Source organism: Georgenia sp. Z1491 (assembly GCF_057652395.1).
On sequence record NZ_CM172729.1, the window covers coordinates 90,090 to 113,612 of the forward strand.

22 protein-coding genes and 1 tRNA gene are annotated in these 23,523 nt (G+C 74.0%); 12 read left to right on the forward strand and 11 right to left on the reverse strand.

Annotated elements, in window-relative coordinates:
- Window positions 1-180: 180 nt before the first annotated feature.
- Window positions 181-1,830: a hypothetical protein gene (locus tag AC24HA_RS00410; RefSeq protein WP_425707457.1), complete on the forward strand. Its 1,650-nt coding sequence runs from the start codon at window positions 181-183 to the stop codon at window positions 1,828-1,830.
- A gap of 91 nt (window positions 1,831-1,921) precedes the next feature.
- Here AC24HA_RS00410 and AC24HA_RS00415 read toward each other — a convergent pair whose 3' ends face one another.
- Entirely contained in the window at window positions 1,922-2,401 is a 480-nt protein-coding gene (locus AC24HA_RS00415) for a LapA family protein (RefSeq protein WP_425707456.1), read from the reverse strand.
- A gap of 183 nt (window positions 2,402-2,584) precedes the next feature.
- Between AC24HA_RS00415 and AC24HA_RS00420 the strand changes: the two genes are divergently transcribed.
- The gene (locus tag AC24HA_RS00420) at window positions 2,585-3,499 is read left to right on the forward strand and encodes an OmpL47-type beta-barrel domain-containing protein (RefSeq protein ID WP_425707455.1); all 915 of its coding nucleotides are present in this window, start codon (window positions 2,585-2,587) and stop codon (window positions 3,497-3,499) included.
- 168 nt (window positions 3,500-3,667) lie between these two features.
- Here AC24HA_RS00420 and AC24HA_RS00425 read toward each other — a convergent pair.
- Window positions 3,668-3,738, reverse strand: a tRNA-Gly gene (locus AC24HA_RS00425).
- 181 nt (window positions 3,739-3,919) lie between these two features.
- Here AC24HA_RS00425 and AC24HA_RS00430 point away from each other — a divergent pair.
- Genes AC24HA_RS00430 through AC24HA_RS00440 form a run of 3 tightly spaced genes read left to right on the forward strand, consistent with a single transcriptional unit; the run spans window position 3,920 to window position 7,904 of the window.
- Entirely contained in the window at window positions 3,920-6,463 is a 2,544-nt protein-coding gene (locus tag AC24HA_RS00430; protein ID WP_425707454.1) for a circularly permuted type 2 ATP-grasp protein, read from the forward strand.
- A gap of 2 nt (window positions 6,464-6,465) precedes the next feature.
- Window positions 6,466-7,437, forward strand: a complete 972-nt coding sequence (locus AC24HA_RS00435) for a transglutaminase family protein (protein ID WP_425707453.1) — start codon at window positions 6,466-6,468, stop codon at window positions 7,435-7,437.
- Entirely contained in the window at window positions 7,434-7,904 is a 471-nt protein-coding gene (locus AC24HA_RS00440; protein ID WP_425707452.1) for a (deoxy)nucleoside triphosphate pyrophosphohydrolase, read from the forward strand. Before AC24HA_RS00435 ends, AC24HA_RS00440 begins: the two co-directional genes overlap by 4 nt.
- Here AC24HA_RS00440 and AC24HA_RS00445 read toward each other — a convergent pair.
- Complete coding sequence (locus AC24HA_RS00445; RefSeq protein WP_425707451.1) at window positions 7,870-8,316, reverse strand: hypothetical protein; 447 nt, start codon at window positions 8,314-8,316, stop codon at window positions 7,870-7,872. The genes AC24HA_RS00440 and AC24HA_RS00445 overlap by 35 nt on opposite strands.
- A gap of 108 nt (window positions 8,317-8,424) precedes the next feature.
- On the opposite strand from AC24HA_RS00445, the gene AC24HA_RS00450 reads away from it, so the two are divergent.
- The 3 genes from AC24HA_RS00450 (at window position 8,425) to AC24HA_RS00460 (ending at window position 9,696) form a co-directional block, all read left to right on the forward strand.
- The gene (locus AC24HA_RS00450; RefSeq protein ID WP_425707450.1) at window positions 8,425-9,039 is read left to right on the forward strand and encodes a TetR/AcrR family transcriptional regulator; all 615 of its coding nucleotides are present in this window, start codon (window positions 8,425-8,427) and stop codon (window positions 9,037-9,039) included.
- 53 nt (window positions 9,040-9,092) lie between these two features.
- On the forward strand, window positions 9,093-9,284 hold the full coding sequence (locus tag AC24HA_RS00455; RefSeq protein ID WP_425707449.1) for a DNA-binding protein: 192 nt from the start codon (window positions 9,093-9,095) through the stop codon (window positions 9,282-9,284).
- Window positions 9,285-9,375: 91 nt separating this feature from the next.
- Window positions 9,376-9,696, forward strand: a complete 321-nt coding sequence (locus tag AC24HA_RS00460; RefSeq protein ID WP_425707627.1) for a type II toxin-antitoxin system death-on-curing family toxin — start codon at window positions 9,376-9,378, stop codon at window positions 9,694-9,696.
- 7 nt (window positions 9,697-9,703) lie between these two features.
- Here AC24HA_RS00460 and AC24HA_RS00465 read toward each other — a convergent pair whose 3' ends face one another.
- Genes AC24HA_RS00465 through AC24HA_RS00490 form a run of 6 tightly spaced genes read right to left on the reverse strand, consistent with a single transcriptional unit; the run spans window position 9,704 to window position 15,211 of the window.
- On the reverse strand, window positions 9,704-10,696 hold the full coding sequence (locus tag AC24HA_RS00465; RefSeq protein ID WP_425707448.1) for a hypothetical protein: 993 nt from the start codon (window positions 10,694-10,696) through the stop codon (window positions 9,704-9,706).
- Window positions 10,693-11,820, reverse strand: a complete 1,128-nt coding sequence (locus AC24HA_RS00470) for a vWA domain-containing protein (RefSeq protein WP_425707447.1) — start codon at window positions 11,818-11,820, stop codon at window positions 10,693-10,695. Before AC24HA_RS00470 ends, AC24HA_RS00465 begins: the two co-directional genes overlap by 4 nt.
- A complete protein-coding gene (locus AC24HA_RS00475) occupies window positions 11,817-12,827 on the reverse strand; it encodes a vWA domain-containing protein (protein WP_425707446.1) in 1,011 nt (336 codons plus the stop codon). Before AC24HA_RS00475 ends, AC24HA_RS00470 begins: the two co-directional genes overlap by 4 nt.
- Entirely contained in the window at window positions 12,821-13,294 is a 474-nt protein-coding gene (locus AC24HA_RS00480) for a hypothetical protein (RefSeq protein WP_425707445.1), read from the reverse strand. The genes AC24HA_RS00475 and AC24HA_RS00480 overlap by 7 nt, the downstream gene beginning before the upstream one ends.
- A complete protein-coding gene (locus tag AC24HA_RS00485; protein WP_425707444.1) occupies window positions 13,281-14,171 on the reverse strand; it encodes a DUF58 domain-containing protein in 891 nt (296 codons plus the stop codon). The genes AC24HA_RS00480 and AC24HA_RS00485 overlap by 14 nt, the downstream gene beginning before the upstream one ends.
- 8 nt (window positions 14,172-14,179) lie before the next feature.
- Window positions 14,180-15,211, reverse strand: coding sequence for an AAA family ATPase (locus AC24HA_RS00490; RefSeq protein ID WP_425707443.1), 1,032 nt, complete (start codon window positions 15,209-15,211; stop codon window positions 14,180-14,182).
- A gap of 192 nt (window positions 15,212-15,403) precedes the next feature.
- Here AC24HA_RS00490 and AC24HA_RS00495 point away from each other — a divergent pair, with 192 nt between their 5' ends.
- Window positions 15,404-17,518, forward strand: a complete 2,115-nt coding sequence (locus AC24HA_RS00495; protein ID WP_425707442.1) for a bifunctional copper resistance protein CopD/cytochrome c oxidase assembly protein — start codon at window positions 15,404-15,406, stop codon at window positions 17,516-17,518.
- Between the two features lie 9 nt (window positions 17,519-17,527).
- Here the strand turns inward: AC24HA_RS00495 and AC24HA_RS00500 are convergent, their stop codons facing one another.
- Complete coding sequence (locus AC24HA_RS00500) at window positions 17,528-18,820, reverse strand: LmeA family phospholipid-binding protein (RefSeq protein ID WP_425707441.1); 1,293 nt, start codon at window positions 18,818-18,820, stop codon at window positions 17,528-17,530.
- A gap of 274 nt (window positions 18,821-19,094) precedes the next feature.
- On the opposite strand from AC24HA_RS00500, the gene AC24HA_RS00505 reads away from it, so the two are divergent.
- The 3 genes from AC24HA_RS00505 to AC24HA_RS00515 all read left to right on the forward strand — a co-directional run bounded on the left by AC24HA_RS00505 (window position 19,095) and on the right by AC24HA_RS00515 (window position 23,145).
- Complete coding sequence (locus AC24HA_RS00505; protein WP_425707440.1) at window positions 19,095-20,366, forward strand: variant leucine-rich repeat-containing protein; 1,272 nt, start codon at window positions 19,095-19,097, stop codon at window positions 20,364-20,366.
- 131 nt (window positions 20,367-20,497) lie between these two features.
- The gene (locus AC24HA_RS00510; RefSeq protein WP_425707439.1) at window positions 20,498-22,567 is read left to right on the forward strand and encodes an alpha/beta fold hydrolase; all 2,070 of its coding nucleotides are present in this window, start codon (window positions 20,498-20,500) and stop codon (window positions 22,565-22,567) included.
- An 8-nt stretch (window positions 22,568-22,575) separates the two neighbouring features.
- Window positions 22,576-23,145: a protein-L-isoaspartate O-methyltransferase family protein gene (locus AC24HA_RS00515; protein ID WP_425707438.1), complete on the forward strand. Its 570-nt coding sequence runs from the start codon at window positions 22,576-22,578 to the stop codon at window positions 23,143-23,145.
- Between the two features lie 33 nt (window positions 23,146-23,178).
- Here the strand turns inward: AC24HA_RS00515 and AC24HA_RS00520 are convergent, their stop codons facing one another.
- A complete protein-coding gene (locus tag AC24HA_RS00520) occupies window positions 23,179-23,505 on the reverse strand; it encodes a hypothetical protein (RefSeq protein ID WP_425707437.1) in 327 nt (108 codons plus the stop codon).
- Window positions 23,506-23,523 lie beyond the last annotated feature (18 nt).

Consider the following 23,523-nt stretch of genomic DNA (forward strand, 5'->3'; position numbering starts at 1 on the left):
GGGGACCGGCCCCGACCGGCCACGCGCCCCGGCGGCAGGGCGCGCGAGCCCGACCTCCGCCCGGGGAGGGGCCCGGGGAGGGGCCCGGGGAGGGGCCCGGGGACCGGACGGGCGCGCGCCGTCGGCGCCGCACCTCTACTGTGCCGTGACCCGTCCGCACGCCCCGAGAGGCCCACCGCCATGCCCGACGCACCGCAGGAGACCCCACGTCCGCGGAGCCGCACCGTCGCCGTCCTGGGCAGCAGCGGGGGGAACCTGAGGAGCCACGGTGGCGACGACCCCGCCCGGCTGCTGCGCGACGTCGCCCGCCAGCTCGACGCCGCCGGCCTCGCCGTCGGTCCGGTCCAGCTCGTGGCCGCGGCGACGTCGATGGACGGGATCTCGCCGTCCACCGCGGCCGAGCTGTGGAGCATGGTCGACGGCGAGCCCACCGTGCTGCGCGCGGGCACGCTCGAGGAGGTCAACGTGGAGGCCCGCGCCATGGACGAGCGGTCGGCCGCGCTCGTGAGCGGCGGGCACGTGGACGGCCTCGTGCTCATGAGCGCCGACCCGACCGACACCAACCGGCGCACGGTCGAGGCGGCGGTGGCGGCCGGCATCCCCGCCGCCGGGACGGGCGGCACCTCGATCGCGACGGCCCAGCGCCTCGGTCTCGACCTGGTCTCCGTGTCGGGGACCACCGGCACCACGAGCTCGACCCGTGCGGTGTCCTACGTGTCCGGCCTCGCCCGGCACTGGAAGGTGCCGTACCGACCCGCGCTGGGCGGGTCCGCCGGCGTGGCCGGCTCGAGCGCCGGCGCCTCGGGGCCGGCGTGGCGGCGCATCAGCCTGCGCGGGATCATGGTCGGCTCCATCCCCGCGTTCATCGCGCTGGCGCTCGTCCTCGCCGTCTCGAGGATCCCGGGCGCGGACGCGCTCACCCCGGTCTTCGACATGCTCATCGCGGCGCTGCCGATCGTGGTCGCCGCGGTTGCCGCGCGCCGGGTCAGCGGCCTGGACGAGGTCGGTCTCGTGACCGGGGCGATCGCCGGGATCCTCTCGGCGCCCGGCGGCATCCTCGGCGGGCTGGTCGGCGGGATCCTCGCCGGCCTCGCGGCGTCGTTCCTGCTGCGGTGGACGCTGGCCCGACGGTTCCCGGCGACCACCGCCAACATCACCACCGGCGCCGTCGCCGGCCTGCTGCCCGGTCTGCTCGTGTACTTCGCGCTCGCGCCGCTCACCCGGCTCCTCGGCGAGTGGGTGCAGCTGTCGATCGAGTGGGCCGTCGACGTCAACCCGCTGCTGGCCGGCGCGCTGGCCGGGGCCGTGATGTGGCCGGCCATCATCGCCGGCGTGTACCACTCGGTGATCCTGCCGCTGGTGCTGCTGGAGATGGGACAGAAGGGGCACAGCTTCTTCGGCGCCGTCGACATGGTGGCGCTGGTGATGGTCTCCCTCGGCATCACGCTGGCGAACGTCGTCCGCCCCAGGACCTCCGGCGAACGGGCCCTGGCCGGCTCGGGCGGCGCGGTCAACTTCTTCTTCGGCACCTTCGTCGAGGCGTCCTACCCGTTCATGTTCGGCGACCGGCGCGTCCTCGGCACCGCCCTGCTCGCCGCCACGGTCGGCGGCGGCATGGTGGGGCTGTTCGGGGTCGAGGCCACTGCGTACCTTCCCGCCGTGGCGGTGCCGTTCGTCGCCACCGACGCCCTCGGCATGGTGCTGGCGATGCTCACCTCGGCGACGATCGCGTTCACGCTCACGCTGCTGATCAACATCTCCGCGATCCGTGCGGCACGGGCCGGGGCCGGCGCAGACGCGGCCGTGGCCGGACCCACCCGGGCGGGATAGGCCGGGGCGGGCTCATCGAGGGCCGGAACCACGACGGCCCGCGACGGCGACCTGGTCCCTGGTCAGGCGGCGGCCGGTGAGGCTGTGCCGGTCAGCGACCCTGCCGGAGCGCCGCGAGCTCCTTCTCCAGCCTGCGCACCCGGCGCGCGTCCCGGACGAGCAGCACCGAGCCGAACAACGCCATCACGAGCAGACCGGCGATGGTCGCGAACAGCATCGCGATGCCGAGCGGCAGCTCGAAGCTCCAGCCCAGGAAGCTGAAGTCCGCCGGGACGTTGTTCTGCAGGATGAAGACCAGCACGAGCACGAGGATCACCGCGCCGAGGATGAGCGCGACCCACGTGCTGACGGCGATACCGGGGCGCTGGCGCGCGGGCATCTGGACCTGGGAGGAACCCGCCCCGGGTCGCGGACCGGTCGAGGTGGTCGCGGGCGGCCGCGCCGTCGTCCCGGGCGGGTGCTCCCGGTCGCCGGGCACGTACTCGCCGTGGCTCTCCGCCGACCGACCGTCGTCGACGGGCCACCCGGCGGCCGTGGGCTCGCCGGCGGAGGGGTCGGGTGCGCGGTTCATTCTGACGCCTTCCGTAATGACGAGGATGTTCGGAGCCACAGCGTAGACACGCATGCCCGTCGGTGCGCGGCGAGACGCGTCCACGCGGCGCGACCTCGTACAGCGTGGCGACCCCCGCACCTCGCGTTCCACTACGCTCCTTCGGGCGGCAACGACGGCCGCCACCACGACCTGGGGGCAACGATGCGCACACGGACCCGACTCGCCACCGTCCTGCTGGGCTCCGGCCTGGTGATCTCGGCGTGCTCGGACGACGGCTCCGAGCCCGACGGCCCGGAACCCGCTGCCGAGTCCGACGGGGCGCAGGTCGGTTCCGACGACCAGGCTGACGGCCTCGCCGACGACGAGCACGAGGACCACGGCTCGCACGACCATGGGTCGGCCGACGCGCACGGCGCGCACGAGGGGCACGGTGACGACGCCGACCCCGACGCGGAACCGGTGGACGAGGGGCCGGTGGTCGCACGCATCCTCGGCACCTCGACGGGCGAGTACGTCGAGCTCGCGGAGGGACTCGGCAGCCCGACCAACACGCTCGTCGTCGAGGGCACGGCCACCATGGTGATGACCGAGTCCGGCACGGAGATCACCACGGAGGCGAACGGGTTGCTCTCCGGCGAGGCGCATCCGGCCCATCTGCACGACGGATCGTGCGCGGACTTCGGCGGGCACTACGGCGACGACCCCACCGGTCCCATGTCTCCGCCCAACGAGATCTGGTTGTCCTCCACGGGCGACCCGGAGGGGTCGCTCGAACCCAGCCCGACGGGATTCGCGACCGGAGAGGGGGGCGCGGACTGGCTCCCGCGCGTCCAGCCCCTGTCGATGATGATCCACGACTTCGAGGCGCCCGGACTTCCCATCGCCTGTGCGCCCCTCTCGGCGTTCGACGCGCCGGCAAGCGTCGTGCTCGAGGCCGACCAGGACGACGTCGACTCGATCGAGTACTCCCTCGACGGTGGCGAGTGGCAGCCCTATGCGGACGCGATCGTCCTCGACGAGCCCGGCTCGCACACCGTGTCCTACGCGGGCGTCGACAGCGCGGGCGAGCGCGGTGAGCCCGCGGAGATCACCGTCGAGGTCGTCGACGCCGGGTAGCCCTGCGCGCGGGGCGTCCCGCGGCAGGCACCAGGCCCCGTCGACCGGGGCGCGTCGGTGCCGGGCCGCCCGCACCCACGGGCTCCAGCCACGGCCACCGACGACGAACGGCTGAACCCCCGACACCGGGGATCCAGCCGTTCACGACGTCCTGGGACATCACATCCGAGCGGGTGACGGGAATCGAACCCGCGCTGTCAGCTTGGGAAGCTGAAGTTCTACCATTGAACTACACCCGCGTCGCGCCTGAGCGCCCGACCACTGTACCCGTCCCGCGCCCCTGGGTGCGTCACGTGCGCCGGACTGTGACCCTCACCCCTGGGTACGTCACGCCCGCCGGACTGTGAGCAGACCCTCGGGGTGGGCCGGGTAACCTCGGGGGCGCCCTGGTCCGGGCGGGAGACGAGCGACGGGAGGACCGTGAGCGACCTCGTCGACGACTACCGTGCCCGAGCCACCGCCCACGACGAGATGCTCGGTTCCCACCCCGACCACCGCCGGGCGTGGACGAAGATCCTCACCCGCCCCTTCGGCGCCGACCCCGCCGCACTGACGGCCGTCGCCGACGAGGTCGTCGACCTCCTCCAGGACCAGTCGGTCACCTACGGGGAGCCGGACAGCACGGACGGCTGGAACCTCGACCCCGTGCCCGTCCTCGTCGACGACGACGGCTGGCAGCCCCTGGAGTCCGGCCTCGCCCAACGTGCCCACCTGCTCGACCTCGTCCTGGACGACATCTACGGCGAGCGCCGCCTGCTCACGTCCGGCGCGATCCCGCCCGAGGTCGTGCTCGCCCACCCCCGGTACTCCCGCCACGCGCTGGGTCTCCCCCTGCACGGGGAGCACCGCCTGTTCCACCTGGCCGTCGACGTGGCACGCAACGCCGACCGCACGTGGACCGTCCTCATGGACCGCACGGGCACACCGGCCGGCGCCGGGTACGCGATGGCGGACCGCCGCGTCGTGTCCGAGGTGCTCTCCGGCGTGTACCGGCGCTCCCGCGTCCGCCGCGTCGGCCCGTACTTCCAGACGCTGCTCCGGTCCCTGCAGGAGGCCGCGCCCGCGGGCGCCGGCGACGAGCCGCACGTCGCGGTCCTCTCCCCCGGCCCCGAGCACCCCACCTACTTCGACCAGGCCTACCTCGCAGGGATGCTCGGCCTCCAGCTCGTGCACGGCTCCGACCTGCGGGTCGACGGCGGCCGGCTGACGATGCGCTCGCTCGGCAGCGAGGAGCAGGTCGACGTCCTGCTGCGCCACGTGCCGGCCGCCGACGTCGACCCCCTCGAGATCCGGTCCTCGGCCGGGGCGGGCACACCGGGCCTGCTGCACGCCCTGCGGTCGGGCTCGGTCGCGGTCCTCAACCCGATCGGCTCCGGCGTGCTCGAGTCGCCCGCCGTGCGGGCGCACCTGCCGCGCGCGGCCCGGTACCTCGGCCTCGGGGACCTCGAGCTCCCCACGGCCGTGACCTACTGGTGCGGCGACCGGTCGATGTGCAACCACGTCATCGCCAACCTCCACCGGCTCGTCGTCCGTCCCGTGGCCGGGCCCGAGCGCGCGGTGCGGGGCTGGGAGCTCACCGTCGCCGAGCGGGCGGCACTCGCGGCGCGCATCTCGCAGCGGCCGGGCTGGTGGGTGGGCGAGGAGCCGGTCGACGCCTCGACGACGCCGACCGTCGACGCCGGCACGCTGAACCCGCGCGCCACGTCGCTGCGTCTGTTCGCCGTCGTCGACGGCGCGGACTACCAGGTGATGTCCGGCGCGGTCGGGACGTCCGCCGCCGACGACCGGTCCACCCCGCTCGGCGGCTCGCTCGACGGACGCGCCAAGGACGTCTGGGTCATCACCCACCGCCCGCAGCCGGTGACGGCCTCGGGGGCCGCCGGGCTGGACGCCCTGCCGGGCCGGTTCCCCGACACGGCGGTCTCGCCGCGCGCGGCCGAGGACCTGTTCTGGCTCGGCCGGTACACCGAGCGCGCCGAGGCGACGGTGCGGATGCTGGCGGTCGCCACCGACCGCTGGGACGACTTCCGCTCCCGCCCGGACGACGAGCCGGGGACCGCGATCGGGCCGGACGAGGCGGACGCGCAGGACGAGACAACCAACCACGACGAGCCGGCCGGCCCCGGCGGGTCCGGCCACGACGCCCTCGACGTCCTCGTGCGCGCGCTGGGACTCACTCCGGACGACCCCGCGTTCGGGGCGCTCGTCACGGACCGGTCGCTCGCGGGCTCGGTCGCCTGGTGCGTGCAGCGCATCCAGCGCGACGCGCGCGGGGTGCGCGACAACCTTCCGCCCGAGGTCCTCACGGTGATCGCCAGCCTGGAGCGGGTGATCGGGCGCGAGCGCCGCAGGGCCACCGACGAGCTCACGGGCGTGCAGTCGACGCTCTCGCGCCTGCTCGAGTCGCTCATGGCCCTGCACGGGATCTTCACCGAGTCCCTCGTGCGGGACATCGGTTGGCGCCTGCTGGACGTGGGTCGGCGTCTCGAGCGCGCCCAGGGCGTGGTCCGGGCGCTCGAGCCGTTCAGCCGACGACGGGCGGCGGGCGCCGAGGAGCTCGTCCTGGAGTCGGTGCTCACCGCCCACGACTCGGTCATCACGTTCCGCCGCCGCTACCCGGCCGGCGGGCTCGGCGCCGCGCTCGAGCTGCTCCTGCTCGACGAGGCCAACCCGCGCGCGCTCGCGTTCCAGGTCGCCGCCCTCCAGCAGCACCTCGAGCAGCTGCCGGCCCTGGCCCGCACGACCGGTCAGCGCGACGAGCTGCTCGCCCAGGTCCGCGAGCTGCTCGCCGAGCTGCGCACCGAGCGCGCGGAGGAGGTGCGGGACGACGGCACCCGCACGCACCTGGAGGAGATCCTCACGTCGATCTCGTGGCGGCTGCGTGAGCTGACCGGCGAGATCACCGCCGTGCACTTCCGGCGCACGCCGGCCTCGCGCTGGACCGAGGGGCGGTGGGAGCAGTGACCGTGCCGACCACGTCGTACTACCGGCTCGAGCACCGGACGACCTACACGTACGAGACGACCGTGACGAGCAGCTACGGGCGGGCGCTCATCCTGCCCCGGCAGGTGGGCGGGCAGCACGTGCACGCCACGTCCCTGACCGTCACGCCGGAGCCCGGCGAGATCGCCGAGCACCTCGACGTCCACGGCAACCGGGTGACGTACTTCCACGTCACGAGCGACCACACCGAGCTCGAGGTCGTCGCCCGGTCGCTGCTGACGATCGACCGCCGCAGCGACCCGGCGCGGCTGCCTCACGTGGCGTGGGAGGAGTCCGCGGCCCAGGTCGCCGTCATGCGGGCCACCGGGCAGGCGGAGCACGGCGAGGGGGCGAGCTCGGTGATGTCGATCGTCGACCACAGCCTGCCGTCCGAGCACGCGAGCCCGGGCGAGTCCGTCCTCGCCTACGCGGCGGAGTCGTTCGCCCCGGACCGGCCGCTCGTCGCCGCGGCCTGGGACCTGTGCCACCGCATCTTCACCGACCTGGAGTACGCGCCGGGCACCACCACGGTGCGCACCACGCTGGAGGAGATCCTCGAGCGTCGCCGGGGCGTGTGCCAGGACTATGCGCACCTCATGGTGGCCGCGCTGCGCGCGGTCGGGCAGTCGGCCCGCTACGTGTCCGGGTACATCGAGACGCGGCCGCCGCCCGGACGGGAGAAACTGCGCGGGGTCGACGCCACCCACGCCTGGGTGGCCGTGTGGGTCCCCGGCGGCGGGTGGGTCCACCTCGACCCCACGAACGACCAGTTCGTCGACTCGCGCTACGTCGTCCTCGGGTGGGGCCGCGACTTCCGGGACGTCTCGCCGCTGTCCGGCATCGTCTACCGGGACGAGGGCTCCTCCACCCTCGACGTCGGGGTCGACCTGTGGCCGGTCGACCAGGCCGAGCTGACCGATCTCGTCGCCCGGGCCGAGCGGGGTGAGCAGTGGTGAGCCCGCGCCTCGTCGTCGCCGCCGCGATCGTCGACGACGACGGCGGACACCCCCTCGTGCTGTGCGCCCGCCGCTCGGCGCCCGAGCACCTCGCCGGCCGCTGGGAGCTGCCCGGCGGCAAGGTCGAGCACGGCGAGGAGCCCGCGGAGGCCCTGCACCGCGAGCTCGCCGAGGAGCTGGGCGTGAGCGTCGAGCTCGGCGAGCTGCTGCCCGGGCCGGAGTCGGGCGACTGGCCGATCGTCGAGGGGATGGTCATGCGCGTGTGGTGGGCCGGGCTGACCGCCGGCACACCGGCGCCGCTCGAGGACCACGACGAGCTGGCATGGGTCGGCCCGGCGGGCCTGCAGGACCTCGACTGGCTCGACGGCGACGTGCCGATCGCAGCCGCCATGCGCGCCCGGCTCGGCCGGACCCCTCCTGCTGCCGCCCCTGCTACTGCTGCCGCTCGTCGGGACGGTTGGTCATGAGGTCGACGCACGAGAGGGTGGCGCCGGGGAACCGGTCGCCGCACGAGCTACCGAACCGCTCGTAGTCGCTGCGCATCGGCGACTCGACGAACAGCTCGTCGCAGGCCGCGCCGTCGCCCGCCGCGCACTCGTCCCACAGCCGGTCCAGCGGCAGCCAGTCCCCGTACTCCGCGGGGCGGCGCGGTCCGACGAGCACGGCGGCGATGATCGTCATGACGAGGACGAGCACCAGGCACACCGCGGCGACGATCACGGTCGTCCGGCGGCGCCGCGACCTGGCGGCGTCGGCGTCGTCGTCGGCGCGTGCCCCGGTGGCGTCGAGGGACGGCGTCCCGTGCGCACCGTCGCCGACGTGCACCGCGGCCGCGCCGGCAGTGGCCGGCGTGCCGGGTCGTGCGTCGTCGTCGCGCAAGGCGGCCCCCTCTCCGCGGATCAACCTACCGGTCCCGTCGGGCCCACCGCCCGGGTCGTTCGATCAGACAGATTCCCCGTATGCGTCAGAACATGGCATCATCTGTGCATGCCTCGGATCATCGGCGGCTCGCTCGCGGAGCACCGCGACCTCACGCGCCGCGCCCTGTTCGCCTCGCTCGACCGGCTCATGCGTGAGCGCGGGTTCGACGCGCTCTCGCTCGCGGAGATCGCCCAGGACGCAGGCGTCGGCCGTACCTCGGTGTACAACCACTTCGCGGACAAGGAGGCGCTGCTGCTGGGCTTCATCGAGCAGGAGACCGCCGACTTCACCGAGGCGCTCACCGCGCGGCTGGCCGCGATCGACGACCCGGTCGAGCAGCTGCGGACCTACGTCCGCGAGCAGCTCCAGCTCGACCGTTCCTACCACTCGGCCCCCGGGCCCGCGCTCAAGGAGATCATCTCGCGCGACGCCGCCGAGAACCTCCGCGCCCACGTCGGCCGGGTCGAGCTCCTCCTGCGGGGGATCCTCGCCCAGGCGCGCGCGCAGGAGCTCATCGGCGAGAGCGACTTCGACGTCACCGTCCAGCTCGTCCACGCCTGCCTGTCCGGTCGCCGCCTGCCCACGGACGAGGCCGAGCGCGAGGAGTTCATCATCGCCACGCAGGAGTTCGTCCTGCGCGCGGTGGGCGTGCGGATACCGGCCGCGCCGGCGTTCGCCTAGATCGACGCGCGAGGAGCTCGAGGCAGTAGTACCGCTTGCGGTACCGTTGGTGCATGGCGATGAACCTGCGGCTCACGGACGAGGACACAGAAGCCCTGCGCGCCTATGCCGCCGAGCACAACACGTCGATGCAGCAGGCAGCCGTCGACGGGATCCGGCAGATGCTCCACGGTGAGCAACGCGCTCGGTTCATCCGGCACATCCTCGACGAGGACCGCGAGCTGTTGCACCGTCTCGCACAGTGACCTACTTCCTCACCCTGGAGGACGTCACCGAGCTCGGCATCGCGATGATGGCCGAGGAAGGTGCAGACCTTCTGATCACGGACGCCGCGGCCTGCTCGACTCCGCGTTGATGCGACCGCGGGCCAGCGCATTCGGTGAACCGGCCTACCCGACACTGTCGGCCCAGGCAGCGGCACTGATGCAGTCGCTGGTCCGGAATCACGCCCTCGTGGACGGCAACAAGCGCATGGCGTGGGCGGCGACCAAGCTGTTCCTGCGGTTCAACGACGTCGCGCTGCGCGCACCGTCCACGGAGTCCGGCGAACAGCTCCTCCTCGACATCATCGCGGGCGAGCTCGCACTACCGGACATCGCCGAGCGACTCGCCATCTGGTCGAGCCCGGTACCGCCCCCGCAGACCTCGGCGGACTGAGGCCCGACTACCAGTTCTGGCCGCCCCCGTACCCGCCGCCGCCACGCTGCTCCTGCTGGCGCTGGTCCTGCTCGGCCTCGGCGTTGCGGTCCTGCAGCTCCTGCTCCTGCGGCGACAGGCTCGACTCCTCCTCGCCGTCCTCGCCCCCCTCACCGTCGTCCGAGGGGTCCTCGCCGTCGTCCCCCTCGGAGCCCTCCTCCTCCTGGCGCTGGGCCTCCCGGTTCTGCTCGCGGCTCTCGTCCTGCCGGCGCTGGATCTCGTCGTTGGGGTTGCCGCTCTCGCCGTCCTGCGACTCGTCCTCACCGTCCTCGCCGTCCTGCGACGAGTCCTCGTCGCCCTCCTGCGGCTCGTCCTGCGACGGGTCCTCACCGCCGTCCTGCGACTCGCTCTCGGACGGGCTCTCCGACGGGCTCTCCGAGGGGTCGTCGGACGGGCTGTCCGACGGGCTCTCGGACGGCTCGTCCTCGATCGGCTCGGTGGTGCACGGGCCCAGCGCCTCGAGGGCGTCGGTGAGGTACTGCTCGACCATCGGCCGGTCCTCGGCGGCGAGCGCCTCGTCCGCCAGGGTCTCGTAGGACAGGGACAGGTTGCGACGCACGAGGCACTCGGGCAGCTCGGGGTCGACCTCACCGTCGTCACCCTCGGTCCCCTCCGGGACCAGCTCGAGAGCCTCGGTCAGCTCGGTGACGGCGGTCGCCGCCTGCTCCGCCATGAGCGCGGAGGTACCCGTGTTGTAGACGGCGATCCACGGGCGCGGTCCGAACCGGGTGTCGTCGGCCAGGGCGGCATATCCGTCGATCGCCGCGGCAGGATTCTCCTCCGCGGTCGACCGGTGGGAGTCGTCGGCGAGGGCGATCCCGATGAGGAACGGTCCCGCCGTGAGCGCGATGCCCAGCAGCGGGGCGGACCACGCGAGCATGCGGCGCCTGCGTCGCAGCCGCTCCGGAAGGCCGCGCCCGGCCTCGTCGGGGCGCGCGTCGTCGCCTGTCGTCAGGGTCATGACCTACCTCCTGAGGCTCGCGGACCACCGGCCGCTCCGCCGCCCGCACCCGGACCACCCCGCCCGCCGGAGCCCGCACGCGCGGCGAGCGCCGCGCGCCGGGTCGCCTCCGTGTCGAAGGTGGCGCGCATCCGCCGGGCGAGCTCGAAGGCCTCCCAGGCGAGCAGGGCGACGAGGACGTACATCGCCGGCCACCACACGTCCCGGTAGACGTCGACGTTCTGGCGACCGTCGACCCGGGCGATGGCCTCGACGTCGATGCCCGCGACCAGCTGGTCCAGGCCGCCGGGCTGGGTGCGGTGCTCGTACCCCACGCCGAGCTCCTCGGCCACCGTCCGCAGGTTCGCCTCGTCGATCGTCGAGATCGCGGGCTCTCCGGTGGAGTCGTCGATGATGTAGGGCGCGGTGGTGCCCGGCCCCGTGCGCTCGGTGCCGTCATAGCTACGCATCTGCCCGCCGTCGGCGGTGCCGTAGCCGAGGACCGCGCCGCCGTCGATGTACGGCGCCGAGTCGGACCACGCGCCCGGCAGCTGCTGCTGGGAGGTGTCGCCGGCGGTGTTCTCGCCGTCGGACAGGACGAAGACGAGGCGGACGTTGCCGGGGCTGGACTCCTCGGCGCGGGCCAGGGCCTCGGTCAGGCTCTGGCGGGGCCGGTCGATGGACGAGCCGCCGGAGTAGTAGGTGACCTCCTGCCGCAGGGTGTCGACCCAGGTCCCGACGGCGCGCGCGTCGCTGGTCAGCGGAAGCTCGCGGGTGGCCTGCGAGTCGAACGCGACGATCGAGAACCGGGCGCCCGGCATCGACTCCACGATCTCGGCCATGTCGGCGCGCACACCGGCCAGGCGGGGCTGGGCGTCCTCGTAGTCCTCGGCGGCCATCGACCCGGTGCGGTCGACGACGAAGAACACGTCGGCGTTGGTGCCGACCTCGGTCTCCTCGGCGGGGATCGCGGGCGCCATGCCCACGACGACGACGCACAGCACCATGCCCGTGCGCCGCACCCAGGACCACTGCGTGCCCTCGTCCGAGGAGCGGGCGCGCAGCAGCCCGTGCACGCAGATCGCGAGCAGGACGAGCGCGACCAGTGCCACGATCCACCAGTCCCAGGCCCAGCGCAGCGTCATGAGCGCACCCGCCAGACGACGACGAGGAACCCGGTCAGACCGGCGACGAGCCAGCCGAGCCACCGGTCGGGGCGGTCGGTGACGACGACCGTCGGGTCGGCGTCGAGCTCGGCCTCCTGCTGGTCCTGGACCTGCTCGACGATCGCCGGGACGGCTCCGGGGTCGCCGAGCTCGTAGAACACGCCGCCGTGCTCCGTGACCACGCTCTCGTACTCGTCCCGCATGGGGCCACCGGCCGAGCCGAGGGTCGAGGCGTACAGACCGTGCACGGTCACGCCGCGCTCCTGCGCGAGCTCGGCGGCCTCCTCCAGCTCGTAGACCGGGTCGCCCGCGATCTCGTTGTCGGTGGCGAGGATGATCGAGCGGGAGCGCTCGTCGTCGTCGAGGTCGAAGCCGTTGACGCAGTTCGCGAGGCCGTCGCCGATGAGCGAGGAGGACATCGAGCTCGTCGACGTGGTGCCGCGCATGTAGGAGTCGATCTCCTCCCAGTCCGTGCTGCTCCAGTCGAGGTAGGAGCCGAGGACCTCCGCGCCGTGCTCGAGCTCCTCGTTGACCAGGGCGTAGTCGTCGGTGAGGGGGAAGACCACCCGGGTGGTCGAGTTCCAGATGTTGAGGGCGATGCGCTCGCCGTCGAAGGACTCCACGAGCTCCTGGAACTCCGCCATGATCTCGGCGTCGAACTCGATCATGGAGCCGGACACGTCGAGGCAGAGCACGATGTCCCGGTTGGTCAGCTCCTCGTGCCGGACGTCCCGGTCGACCGGGCGGGCGGCGAGCGCCCCGCCGGCGACGCTGGTCAGCGCGAGCACCGCGGCGGCACCGCCCAGGAGGATCCGCATCGTCCGCATGCGCTGCTGGTAGCGCGGCAGGGACCGGATGAAGCTCGAGTTCGCCACCCACGTGACGTCCTCGGGTCGTCGGGTGCCGCGGACCGCGAAGAACCAGCCCAGGGCCGCCGCGGCGAGCACGACGACGATCGCGACCGGCCACAGCCAAGGAGTCACCATCGCTCGATCACCTCCACGGCGCCGTCACGTGCGGCCCGGGCCTCGGCGTCGGACCGGTGGGCGAAGCTCGGCTCCTCCCACACGCGCAGCAGCGAACCGGCGCGAGCGGTGGGGTCGTGGCCCGAGATGTCCCGCACCGTCCACGAGCGCACGTCGCGACCGACGCGCTCGGAGACGAACGCGCGCATCGTGCGGGCGAGCTTGAGGTGCAGGGCCCGCAGGTCGAGCGCCCCGGCCTCGTAGGCGGCGTAGTGCTCCTCGACCTCGGCGAGGAAGCGGGCGCGCTCGGAGTCGGCCATCGTCAGCGGCACGGCCGTCCGGGCGCGCTCGCGCCGTGCGGAGGTGAGCACGAGGACGAACGCGATCCACGCGGCGGCGGCCAGCACGAGCACGACGCCGGTGACGAGGACCCACCAGGGGTAGTCCCGCAGCCCGGCGAGGTCGGTGCCGAGGTCAACGGCGGACACGTCGAGACCTCCCCAGCAGGTCGAGCAGTGCGCCGACGACCTCGTCCTCGGACGAGGCGACGACGTGGTGGACGCCGCGGCGGTCGAGCAGCCGGGTGGCTGAGGTGGCGCGGCTGGCCGCCGCCTGGTCGACCTGCGCGGCGAGCACGTGGTCGTCCCGGACGAACGCCGGCAGGCGCTCCCAGCCGTCGACGTCGGCGGTGGGACCGATGCCCTGCGCGGTGGGCATCGCGTCGCCGACGCGCACGACGAGGACCTCGTGGCGGGTGCGCAGCCGGCGCAGCGAGTCCTCGTGCTCGGGGCCCGGCCGGGCCTCGTCGGTGATGAGGACGACCAGGCAGCGCTGGGGGAAGCCGGTGAGGACGCGGTCCATCACCCGTCCGACGTCGGAGTGCGGCGCCTCGAGCGTGAGCGCGTCGTCGACGATGCCCAGCACGGACTCCAGGTGCGCGGTGCCGTGCCGCGCGGGCCGCTGGACCATCCGCTCGGCGTCCCCGGCGACGAGCGCGACGAGGTCGCCGCGGGCACGGGCGACGTAGGCGATGATGTCCGCCGCGAACATCGCGACGTCCTTCTTCGAGATGCCCGAGGCGCTGGTGGCGGCCATGGACACGCCGGTGTCGAAGGCGAGGACGGTCGACAGGTTCGACTCGCGCACGAAGCGCCGGATGATGGGATGACCCGCGCGCGCCGAGGACTTCCAGTCGATGTCCTTGACGTCGTCGCCGGGGTGGTACTCGACCTGGTCGTCGAAGTCCTGGCCGTGCCCGGAGAAGATCGAGCGGTGCCGGCCGTCGAGGAGGCCGCTCGCGCGGCGCACCGTCGGCAGCTCGAGCCGCGCCCGGATCTGCTCCAGCCTGGAGCTCGACCGATCCACCGGGCCCCCTACGGCGTCGGGACGGCGGCGAAGACCGCGTCGACGAGCGCCTCGGGGGCGACGTTCTTGGCCAGCGCGTCGTACGTGCGCACGAGCCGGTGCCGCAGGACCGCGTGGCGCAGCAGCTTGACGTCGTCGGGCACGACGTAGGTGCGCCCCTCCTGGAGGGCGACCGCCTGCGCGACGCGCAGCAGGGCGATCCCGCCGCGCGGGGAGGCGCCCACCCGGACGTGGTCGGAGAACCCGGGCAGCGGTCGGGGCCCGCCGCCACGCGTGGTGTTGATGAGGGCGACGATGTACTGCTTGATCGACATGTCGACGTAGACGCGCGACGTGAGGTCCTGGAGCAGCTCGACGTCCTCGAGGCTGATCGGCTGCGTGTCGATCGGGCTGTTGAGCGAGCCCGACGCGATCCCGGAGAGGATCTCGACCTCCTGGGTCGGCGTCGGGTAGGTGAGGACCTCCTTGAGGACGAAGCGGTCCATCTGGGCCTCGGGGAGGACGTACGTGCCCTCCTCCTCGATGGGGTTCTGGGTGGCGAGCACCATGAAGGGCCGGGGCAGCGGGTAGACCTCGCCGCCGATCGAGGTCTGGCGCTCCTGCATCGCCTCGAGCATCGCCGACTGCGTCTTGGCCGAGGAGCGGTTGATCTCGTCGAGCAGGACGAGGTTCGCGTGCACGGGGCCGAGCTGGGTCGTGAACTCGCCGGTCGCGTAGTTGTAGATCTGCGTGCCGACGATGTCGTTCGGCATGAGGTCGGGCGTGCACTGGATGCGGTGGAACGAGCCCGAGACGGCGGACGCCAGCGTCTGGGCGGCCGTCGTCTTCGCCAGGCCGGGCACGGACTCCAGGAGGATGTGGCCGCCGGCCATGAGGGTGGAGAGCAGGGCCCGGCGCAGGTCGTCCTGGCCGACGACCCGCGTGTTGAAGACCTCGGTGACCTGGCGGACGAGGTCGGTGGCGCGCCAGACCTCGTCGTCCTTGATCCGCTTGACGCGGGCCCTCGCCTGCTGCTCGGGCTGGGCGGTCCACTCAGGCACGAGTACTCCCTCACGATGCTCGGTACCACTCCGGCGGGGTGGCCCGAGCAGACTACCGACGCGGACCCGCCCGCACGTGGTGCGCACAGGGCAGTGCTTCCCACCGCCGTGCGCACCCCTTCGTCCACACCTCCGCCGTCCACACCTCCGGGCGAACCCGGGCCGGGCAGGGTGCCGACGTACCCTGGCCGGGTGCCCAGCCTGCCCGTGACCCCCGGCGCGCGACGGGCCGTCGCCGGCGGGCTCCTGGTGTGCGCCGCAGCCGTCGTGGCGCTGGTCCTGGCGCTCCTCTCCTCCGGGGCGGCCGAGCCCGCGCTGCTCGCCGACCCCGGCGCCCTCGTCCGCTGGGGACTCCCGCTGGTCACGGTCGTCACGCACCTCGCGGCGACGCTGACCGTCGGCTGCTTCGCGGTGGCCGCAGTTGTCCTCGTCGGCCCCGCGAAGGCGCGCACCGTCAGGGTCAGCGCACGCGAGCGCGCCGCCCGCGCCGCGGCCGCCCCGGGCGAGCGCACCGGGTCGACGCCGGCCCCCGTCCGGAACGACCGCAGGCATGCGGCGAGGCCCCCGACGAAGGCGTGGACCGCCGTCGTGCGCGCGGGGACCGCGGCGGCCGTCGTGTGGGGGCCCGCCCAGGTCGCCCACCTCCTGCTCACGCATGCGTCCGTCGTGGGCGAGCCGCTGACCGGTGAGCTCTACACCGCCTCGCTGCGGCAGTTCGTCACCGAGCTCGACCTCGGGGTCACGCTCGTGTGCGCATCGGTGCTCGCGCTGCTCGTGGGGCTGGTCGCGGTCTCGACCTCCGGGCCGGCCGGCGCCGCGTGGACCGCCGTGCTCGGCGTCGTGGCGCTCGCGCCGATCGGCTTCACCGGCCACGCCAACGGGGCCGCGAACCACGAGGTCGCGATGACGGGCATGTGGCTGCACCTCGCCGGGGTCGTGCTGTGGATGGGGGGCCTCGCCGGGCTGCTCCTCGCCGGCCGCCACCTGGGCTCGTCGGACCTCTCGCGGGCGGCGCCGCGCTACTCGTCGATCGCGGCCTGGGCGTCGATCCTCGTCGTCCTGTCCGGGGTGGCGAGCGCCCTCCTGCGCGTCAACGGCCTCGGCGAGCTCGTCACCACGGGCTGGGGTCGCCTGCTGCTGGTGAAGATCATCGCCACCGGCCTCCTGCTCGCCGCGGGCGGATGGCACCGGCGCTCGACCCTGCCCGCCCTCGCGCGCGGTGCCCGCGGCGCGTTCACGCGCCTGGCGCTCGGCGAGGTCGTCCTCATGTCCGCCGTCGTCGGGGTGGCGGTCGCGCTCGGGTCCAGCGAGACGCCGGTGCCGATCGCGCCGCCGCCCGACCCGACGCCGACCTACGTGCTGACGAACTCGCCCGTCCCGCCGTTCCCCACCCCGCTCGCCTACCTCACCGTGTGGCGCCCGGACCCGTTGTTCGTGGCTCTGGTCGGCGCGGGCGTGCTCGTCTACGGACGATGGGCGCTCCGGCTGCGGCGCCGCGGCATCCGCTGGCCCGTGAGCCGGACGATCTGCTGGTACCTGGGGATGGCCGTCTTCGCCTACCTCACGATCGGGGCGCCGGCCGTCTACGGGGACGTCCTGTTCAGCGTCCACATGGCGATGCACATGGCGCTGACGATGCTCGTCCCGCTGTTCGTGGTGCTCGCCGCCCCCGTCACGCTCGCGCTCCGCGCGCTCCCGGTGCGTCAGGACGGGTCGCGCGGGCCGCGGGAGTGGCTGCTCGCGCTCGTCGGGTCGCCGTGGGCGAAGGCCTGGGCGCACCCGATCGTCGCGGGGGCCAACTTCGCGGGCTCCCTCGTCGTCTTCTACTTCACCCCGCTGTTCGACCTGGCGCTCGGCAGCCACGTGGGCCACATCCTCATGGTCGTCCACTTCTCCCTGGCCGGGTACATGTTCGCCAACGCCCTCATCGGCATCGACCCCGGGCCGACGCGACCGCCGTACCCGCTGCGGCTCGTCCTGCTCATCGCGACGATGGGCTTCCACGCGTTCTTCGGAGTCGCCGTCATGCAGGCGACCTCGCTGCTCGGCGCCGGCCACTTCGGCTGGCTCGGCCTGCCCTGGGGCGTGGACGCGATGGCCGACCAGGAGGTCGGCGGCGCGATCACCTGGGGCGTCGGCGAGTTCCCGACGCTCGCGCTGGCCGTCGGGGTGGCGGTGCAGTGGGCGCGGTCGGAGAAGAAGGAGGCCCGGCGCGTCGACCGCCGGGCCGACGCCGACGGCGATGCCGAGCTGGCCGCGTACAACGAGATGTTGGCCGCCCGGGCGCGGGGCGACCGGGGCCGGTAGCCCAGCGGGTCAGAACCGGACGTCGTCGCCCTCGACGCCCACCGCGATCCCGTCCCCGACGACGGTCGTGCTCGTGAGGACCAGCCCCTCGGGCAGGCCCTCGAGCGGCACGTAGTGGTCGAGCGGCAGCCGGCTGCCGACCAGCGGGATCGACGACAGCTCGGTGCTGACGCCGCCGAGCGTGCCCCGGTCGAGGTGGAGGTGGATGCCGCGGCCGTCGTCGGTGGGCGCGACGTCGGCGGTGACGTGGATGTCCCCGCCGAGGATGCTCGTCGTCAGTACGAGCTCGTTGCCCTCGATGTCCGCCTCGAAGCTGCGCTCGCCGAGGACGGGAACGTCGAACGTCGCTTCCGCCACCTGCTCCTGCACCAGCTCGAGCGGGACCGTGCCGCTCGCCTCGAGGCGGGCCACCTCGATCGGGGCCCGGAACCCGACGCCGGTCATCCAGCCCCGGACGTCCATCAGCTCGACGTCCGGCAGGACCATGCGGTCGGCCGTGAAATCGATGCGGTCGATGCGGCCGGAGACCACCTGCGGGAGGAAGGGGAAGCCGTCCAGCCGCACGTCCGGGTTCTCGACCTCCTGGGTGAAGGAGACGATCGCGTCGTCGGCCTCGGCGCGCGCCCGCATGAGGGCCCAGCGGTCGGCGACGAGCAGTCCGACGACGAGCACCAGCGACGCGATCACCAGCGAGAGCACCCAGCGCTGGACCACGCCGGAGCCCGCCCGGCGCCACCAGCCACGCACGGCCTGGGCCGCGCCCTGGACGGCGGCGAGCGCCGCGGGGGTGCCCGGGTCGCGGTCGCTGTGCTCGGCACGCGCGTGGTCGGGGTCGTCGTGCGGGGAGGGATCGGCCACCGCGCCGGCGTCCTGGGCGCCGGGCCCGGCGTCGGACCCGGCCGCGGCGTCCGACGCGAGAGGGGCGCCACCCTCGACGACCGGGACCACGGCGGTACCGCCCGCGCCGTCGAGCTCGGCGGTGTCGCGCTCGTGGGCGGACGTGGCCGACCCGGGAGCCTCCACCTCACCGTGCTCGGGGAGCTCGGGCACCTCGCTCGCGGGCTCGCTCGCACGGGGTGCGGTGCTCGCCGTCGGGGGCTCCGACCCCTGGTCGGTGCCGGCCTCGGCGACGACGTCGGGCACCGGCTCGGGCAGGACGTCGGGATCGGGCTCGGGATGTGCCGCATCCGGATCGGACTCGGGATGCGCCGCGTCGGCGGCATCGGTCCCCGGGGGCCCGGTCGGATCCGCCACGGGGTCGGGCGAGCGGTCCATGTCGTCGTCGGAGGTCCCGGGCAGCACGCGACAACCCTAGGGTGAGCGGCGTCCGTCGGCGGGGGTCAGACCTGCCCCCGAGACCGGGCTCGACGACCCTGGCGCGCAGCCGGTCCGGTTCGGTGCCGTCACGGGCCCACGCGCCGGCCGCGCCGTGCCGGCCCGTTCGACCAGCGCCATCGGCCCCTCGATGACGGCCTCGACGAGCTCCTGCACCCGTGCGTCGCTCACCACACCTGGTCGGCGGCGGGCAGCCGCCCTGCGTACACTCCCGGGCAGACTCGCGATGGAGGACACGGCCGTGACCGGCACCGACGACAGCAACGACCCCGCACTCGAGGCGGCCGATCCGGCGACCCCGCTCACCCGCCTGCAGGAGCTCGCCGAGCACCACCCCGAGCTGCGCCCGGCGATCGCCGGCAACCCCTCGACCTACCCGGGCCTGCTCGAGTGGCTCGGCAACCTCGGGGACAGCGAGATCGACGAGGCGATCGCCCAGCGGCGGGCGCGCACGGCGGGCATCGACCCGGACGAGCCGGCCACGGCGCCGGTGCGCCGTCCGACCGCCGAGCGCTTCGGCGCCGCGGGGGCGGCCGGCGCCGCCGCGGGGGGCAGCACCAGGCGCCCGACGACCGAGTCACCCGCCGTCGAGGCGTCCCCCGCCCGTCCGGTCACTCCGCCGGACGGCTCCCCGACCACCACCCGCACGCCGGACGCGCCGCCGCGCCAGATCGACGAGCCGCGCCGCGCGGTACCCTGGGCGGGCATCCTTGCCGTCGCCGCGGCGCTCGCCGTCATCGTGCTGGGCGCCCTGTGGATCTTCAACCTGCCCGGCGACGACGACCAGCAGCCCACCACCGCCGGCGAGCCCGACCCGGACTTCCCGCCGGCCACGACAGAGGCGCCGAGCGAGGGCGACGAGGAGAGCCCGGCGACCGACGAGATCGCGGAGGCGCTCGCCGCCCTCGAGGCACTGCCGTCGCGCTCGGACTGCTCCGACGCCGGTCCCGACACCGAGGTGGTCCAGGCGTTCGCCTCCGCCGCGGCGCCCGACGGGACCTGGGGCGACCCCGCGCACGGCGACCGCGTCGTCGACTCCCTCATCGCGCTGAAGGACGAGTGCGGCCAGGAGCACGCCGAGGCGGTCGTCGACATGATCCTCGGCGACTCCGGGACGAACCCGGCGCTTCGTACGGCGATCGAGGCCGACATGAGCTGGCTGGAGGTCCCCGAGATCCCGGCGGACGCCGAGCAGATGCCCGGGTTCTGGGTGCAGGGCGCGAACATGGCGTGCAACCTCAGCGGGAGCGACGTCGTGTGCACGATCGTCGACCACTCGCTCGACACCCCCGAGGGCTGCCTGCCGGGCGGGATCAGCGTCGAGATCAGCTCCGACGGCGAGGCCGGCGTCAACTGCAACCGATCCGCGAACGCCGACCCGCTCCTGTCGGACGGCCAGTCCGCGTACAACGGTGACCTGGCGTGCACGGTGACCGGGGTCGACGTCGAGTGCTGGTCGACCGAGTCCGGCGGCGGCTTCCGCCTCGGCCCGTCGGTGCTCGAGACCTACTGAGCGGTGCCGCCGGGCGGGCCGCACGGAGGACGTCCCCCGCCGCGGCGCCGGCGTCGCCACGCCGTCCGCGCGTCGCGAACACGGCGGGTATCGGGCAGACACGGGCCGTCACGCCGTGGTGCGATGCACCGGTGACCGACGACGACGCGACCCGTACCCCCTTCCACGACCTCGACGCCTACGTCGCGCTCGGGCGCGTCTCCGGACTCGCGCTGAGCCCCGACGGGACCCGCCTGGTCACGTCCGTCGCCGCGCTCGACGACAAGGCCACCCGGTACCAGAGCTCGGTGTGGGAGCTCGACCCGGCCGGCGAGCGGCCGGCCCGGCGCCTCACCCGGGGCGGGAGCGGCGAGTCCGCCCCCACCGTCACCGCGTCGGGCGACCTCGTGTTCACCGCCGCGCGGCCCGACCCCGCGGACGAGGAGGGCGAGCGCGCCCGCGCCTGGGTGCTGCCCGCCGGCGGCGGCGAGGCCCGCGTGCTCGCCGACCACCCCGGCGGCGTCGAGGCCGTCCTCACCGCCCGGGCCGCGGACACCGTGGTCGTGGCCGGCTCCCCGTTGCCCGGCTCGTCCGACCTCGAGGACGACACCGAGCGGCGCACGGCGCGCACCGAGAAGAAGGTCGCCGCGATCCTCCACACCGCCTACCCGGTCCGGTTCTGGGACCACGACCTCGGCCCGGGCCGCGCCCACCTCTACCGCGTCGACCCGCCTGCGGACGGCGCCGAGGGCCCCGGCACGCTGCACGACCTCACGCCGGACGCCGGCGTCGCCCTGTTCGACGGCGCGTACCTGCTCAGCGACGACGGCACCACGCTCCTCGCGGCCTGGTCGCTCCCGGCGGCGCGCGGCGAGCTCCGCACCGGCGTGGTCGCCATCGACGTCGCCTCGGGCGAGCGCCGGTGGGTCGCCGAGCCGTCGGCGGACCTGGAGTTCTCGCCGGTCGCGCTCACCCGGGACGGGGCGCGCGCCGTCGTCGCCGTCGAGCGGCCCTCGACGCCGGAGCGGCCGCCGATCGTCACCCTCGCCCTCGTCGACCTCGCCACGGGGGAGCGGACGGAGATCGCCGCGGGCTGGGACCGCTGGATCAACGAGGCTGTCGTGCTGCCGGACGGCTCGGGGATGCTCGCGGTGGCCGACGACCGGGGCCGCGCACCCGTCTTCCACGTCCCCTTCGACGGTGCCGACGTCACCCGGCTCACCGCCGACGGGGCGTTCTCCGACGTCCGGGTCTCGCCCGAGGGCACCGTCGCGTACGCGCTGCGGGCGAGCTACGGAGCCCCTGCCGCACCGGTGCGCCTCGACCTGTCGGTGCTGCGCGAGCCGGCCCTGGGGGGCGCCGAGGTCACCGAGGTCCCCTCTCCCGTCGACGCGCCGGAGCTGCCCGGCACCCTCACCGAGATCGAGGCGTTCGCGCCCGACGGCCACCCCCTGCGCGGCTGGCTCGCCGTGCCCGACGGCGCCACCCCCGAGGCACCCGCCCCCCTGCTCCTGTGGGTGCACGGCGGGCCCGTCTCCTCGTGGAACACCTGGTCGTGGCGGTGGAACCCGTGGATCGCCGTCGCCCAGGGGTACGCCGTCGTGCTGCCGGACCCGGCACTGTCGACCGGCTACGGGTGGGACTTCATCGCGCGGGGCTGGGGCACCTGGGGCGCCAACCCCTACACTGACGTCCTCGCCGTCACCGACGCCGCCGCGTCCCTGCCGGAGATCGACGACACCCGCACCGCCGCGATGGGCGGCTCGTTCGGCGGGTACATGGCCAACTGGATCGCCGGGCACACCGACCGGTTCGACGCGGTCGTCACGCACGCCTCCCTGTGGAACATCGAGACGTTCGCCGGCACCACGGACGTCGGCTGGTTCTGGCAGCGCGAGATGACGCCCGAGATGCGCGCCACGCACTCCCCGCACCATGCGGCGAAGGACATCTCCACGCCGATGCTCGTCATCCACGGCGACAAGGACTACCGGGTGCCGATCGGCGAGGGCCTGTCGCTGTGGCGCTCCCTCGTCTCGGAGTCGGCCCTGGCCATGGACGACGCGGGCCGGACCCCGCACCGGTTCCTCTACTTCCCCGACGAAAACCACTGGATCCTCACCCCGCAGCACGCGAAGCTCTGGTACCAGGTGGTGCTCGGCTTCCTGGGCGAGCACGTGCGCGGCGAGGAACCACCCGCGACGCCGGACCTGCTGGGCTAGGTGCTGACGTGCGTGACCGGGCGGCCGTGGCCGAGGCGATGGAGAGGGCGGAGCGCGCCCGGTTCCTGCCGCCCGCCACGCGGCCGTACGCGGCCACCGACGCCCCGCTGACGATCGGGCACGGCGCCACGTGCTCCCAGCCGACCACGGTCGCCGCGATGCTCGAGCTGCTGGACGTGCCCGTGGGGGCGCGGGTCCTCGACGTCGGCAGCGGGTCCGGCTGGACGACGGCGATCCTCGCCCACCTGGTCGGCCCGGCCGGCCGGGTCCTCGCCGTCGAGCTGGTGCCCGAGCTCGTCGAACACAGTCGCGCAGCGCTGGACAGTCAGGAGTCGGCGCGGGTCGAGGTCCGCGTCGCGGAGCAGGGCGTGCTCGGTGCTCCCGAGGACGCGCCGTTCGACCGGATCCTCGTCTCGGCGATGTCGGACGCCGTTCCCGAGCGGCTCGCCCGACAGCTCGCGGTCGGCGGGGTCATGGTGGTGCCGGCGGGCGGGAGGCTCGTCCGGGTGAACAGGACCGAGGACGGGTGGGACGAGGAGACAGCGCCGGGCGGCTACGTGTTCGTCCCGCTGCGCTGAGGGGCGGGCGCTCAGCCCGGCACGACCACCTCGTCAGCCACGGTCACCGTCGACCGTCCAGCACTCTCCGCCAGTCGCCTCATCCTCGAGGTCAGCGGCGACTCGGTTCGCACGTGTCAGGTCGACGCTCGCCGGTCCGAGGTCGCGGGTCTGGTGTCGGAGGTCGGGCTCGAACAGCCACGTGATCGGTCCGACCTCGTGGTCGAGGTCGAGCATGGCGATCTGATCCGATGCCCCGTCCGCCATCGGCAGCCCCATGAGCTCGCCCCAGAACGTGGCGAGGCGGACCGGCTCCGGCGTCCGGAAGGAGTACATGCCGACCTGCACGTCGGGGTGGAGGGCGTCGTCGGACCGTGCCACGGGTATCGCCTGCCTTCG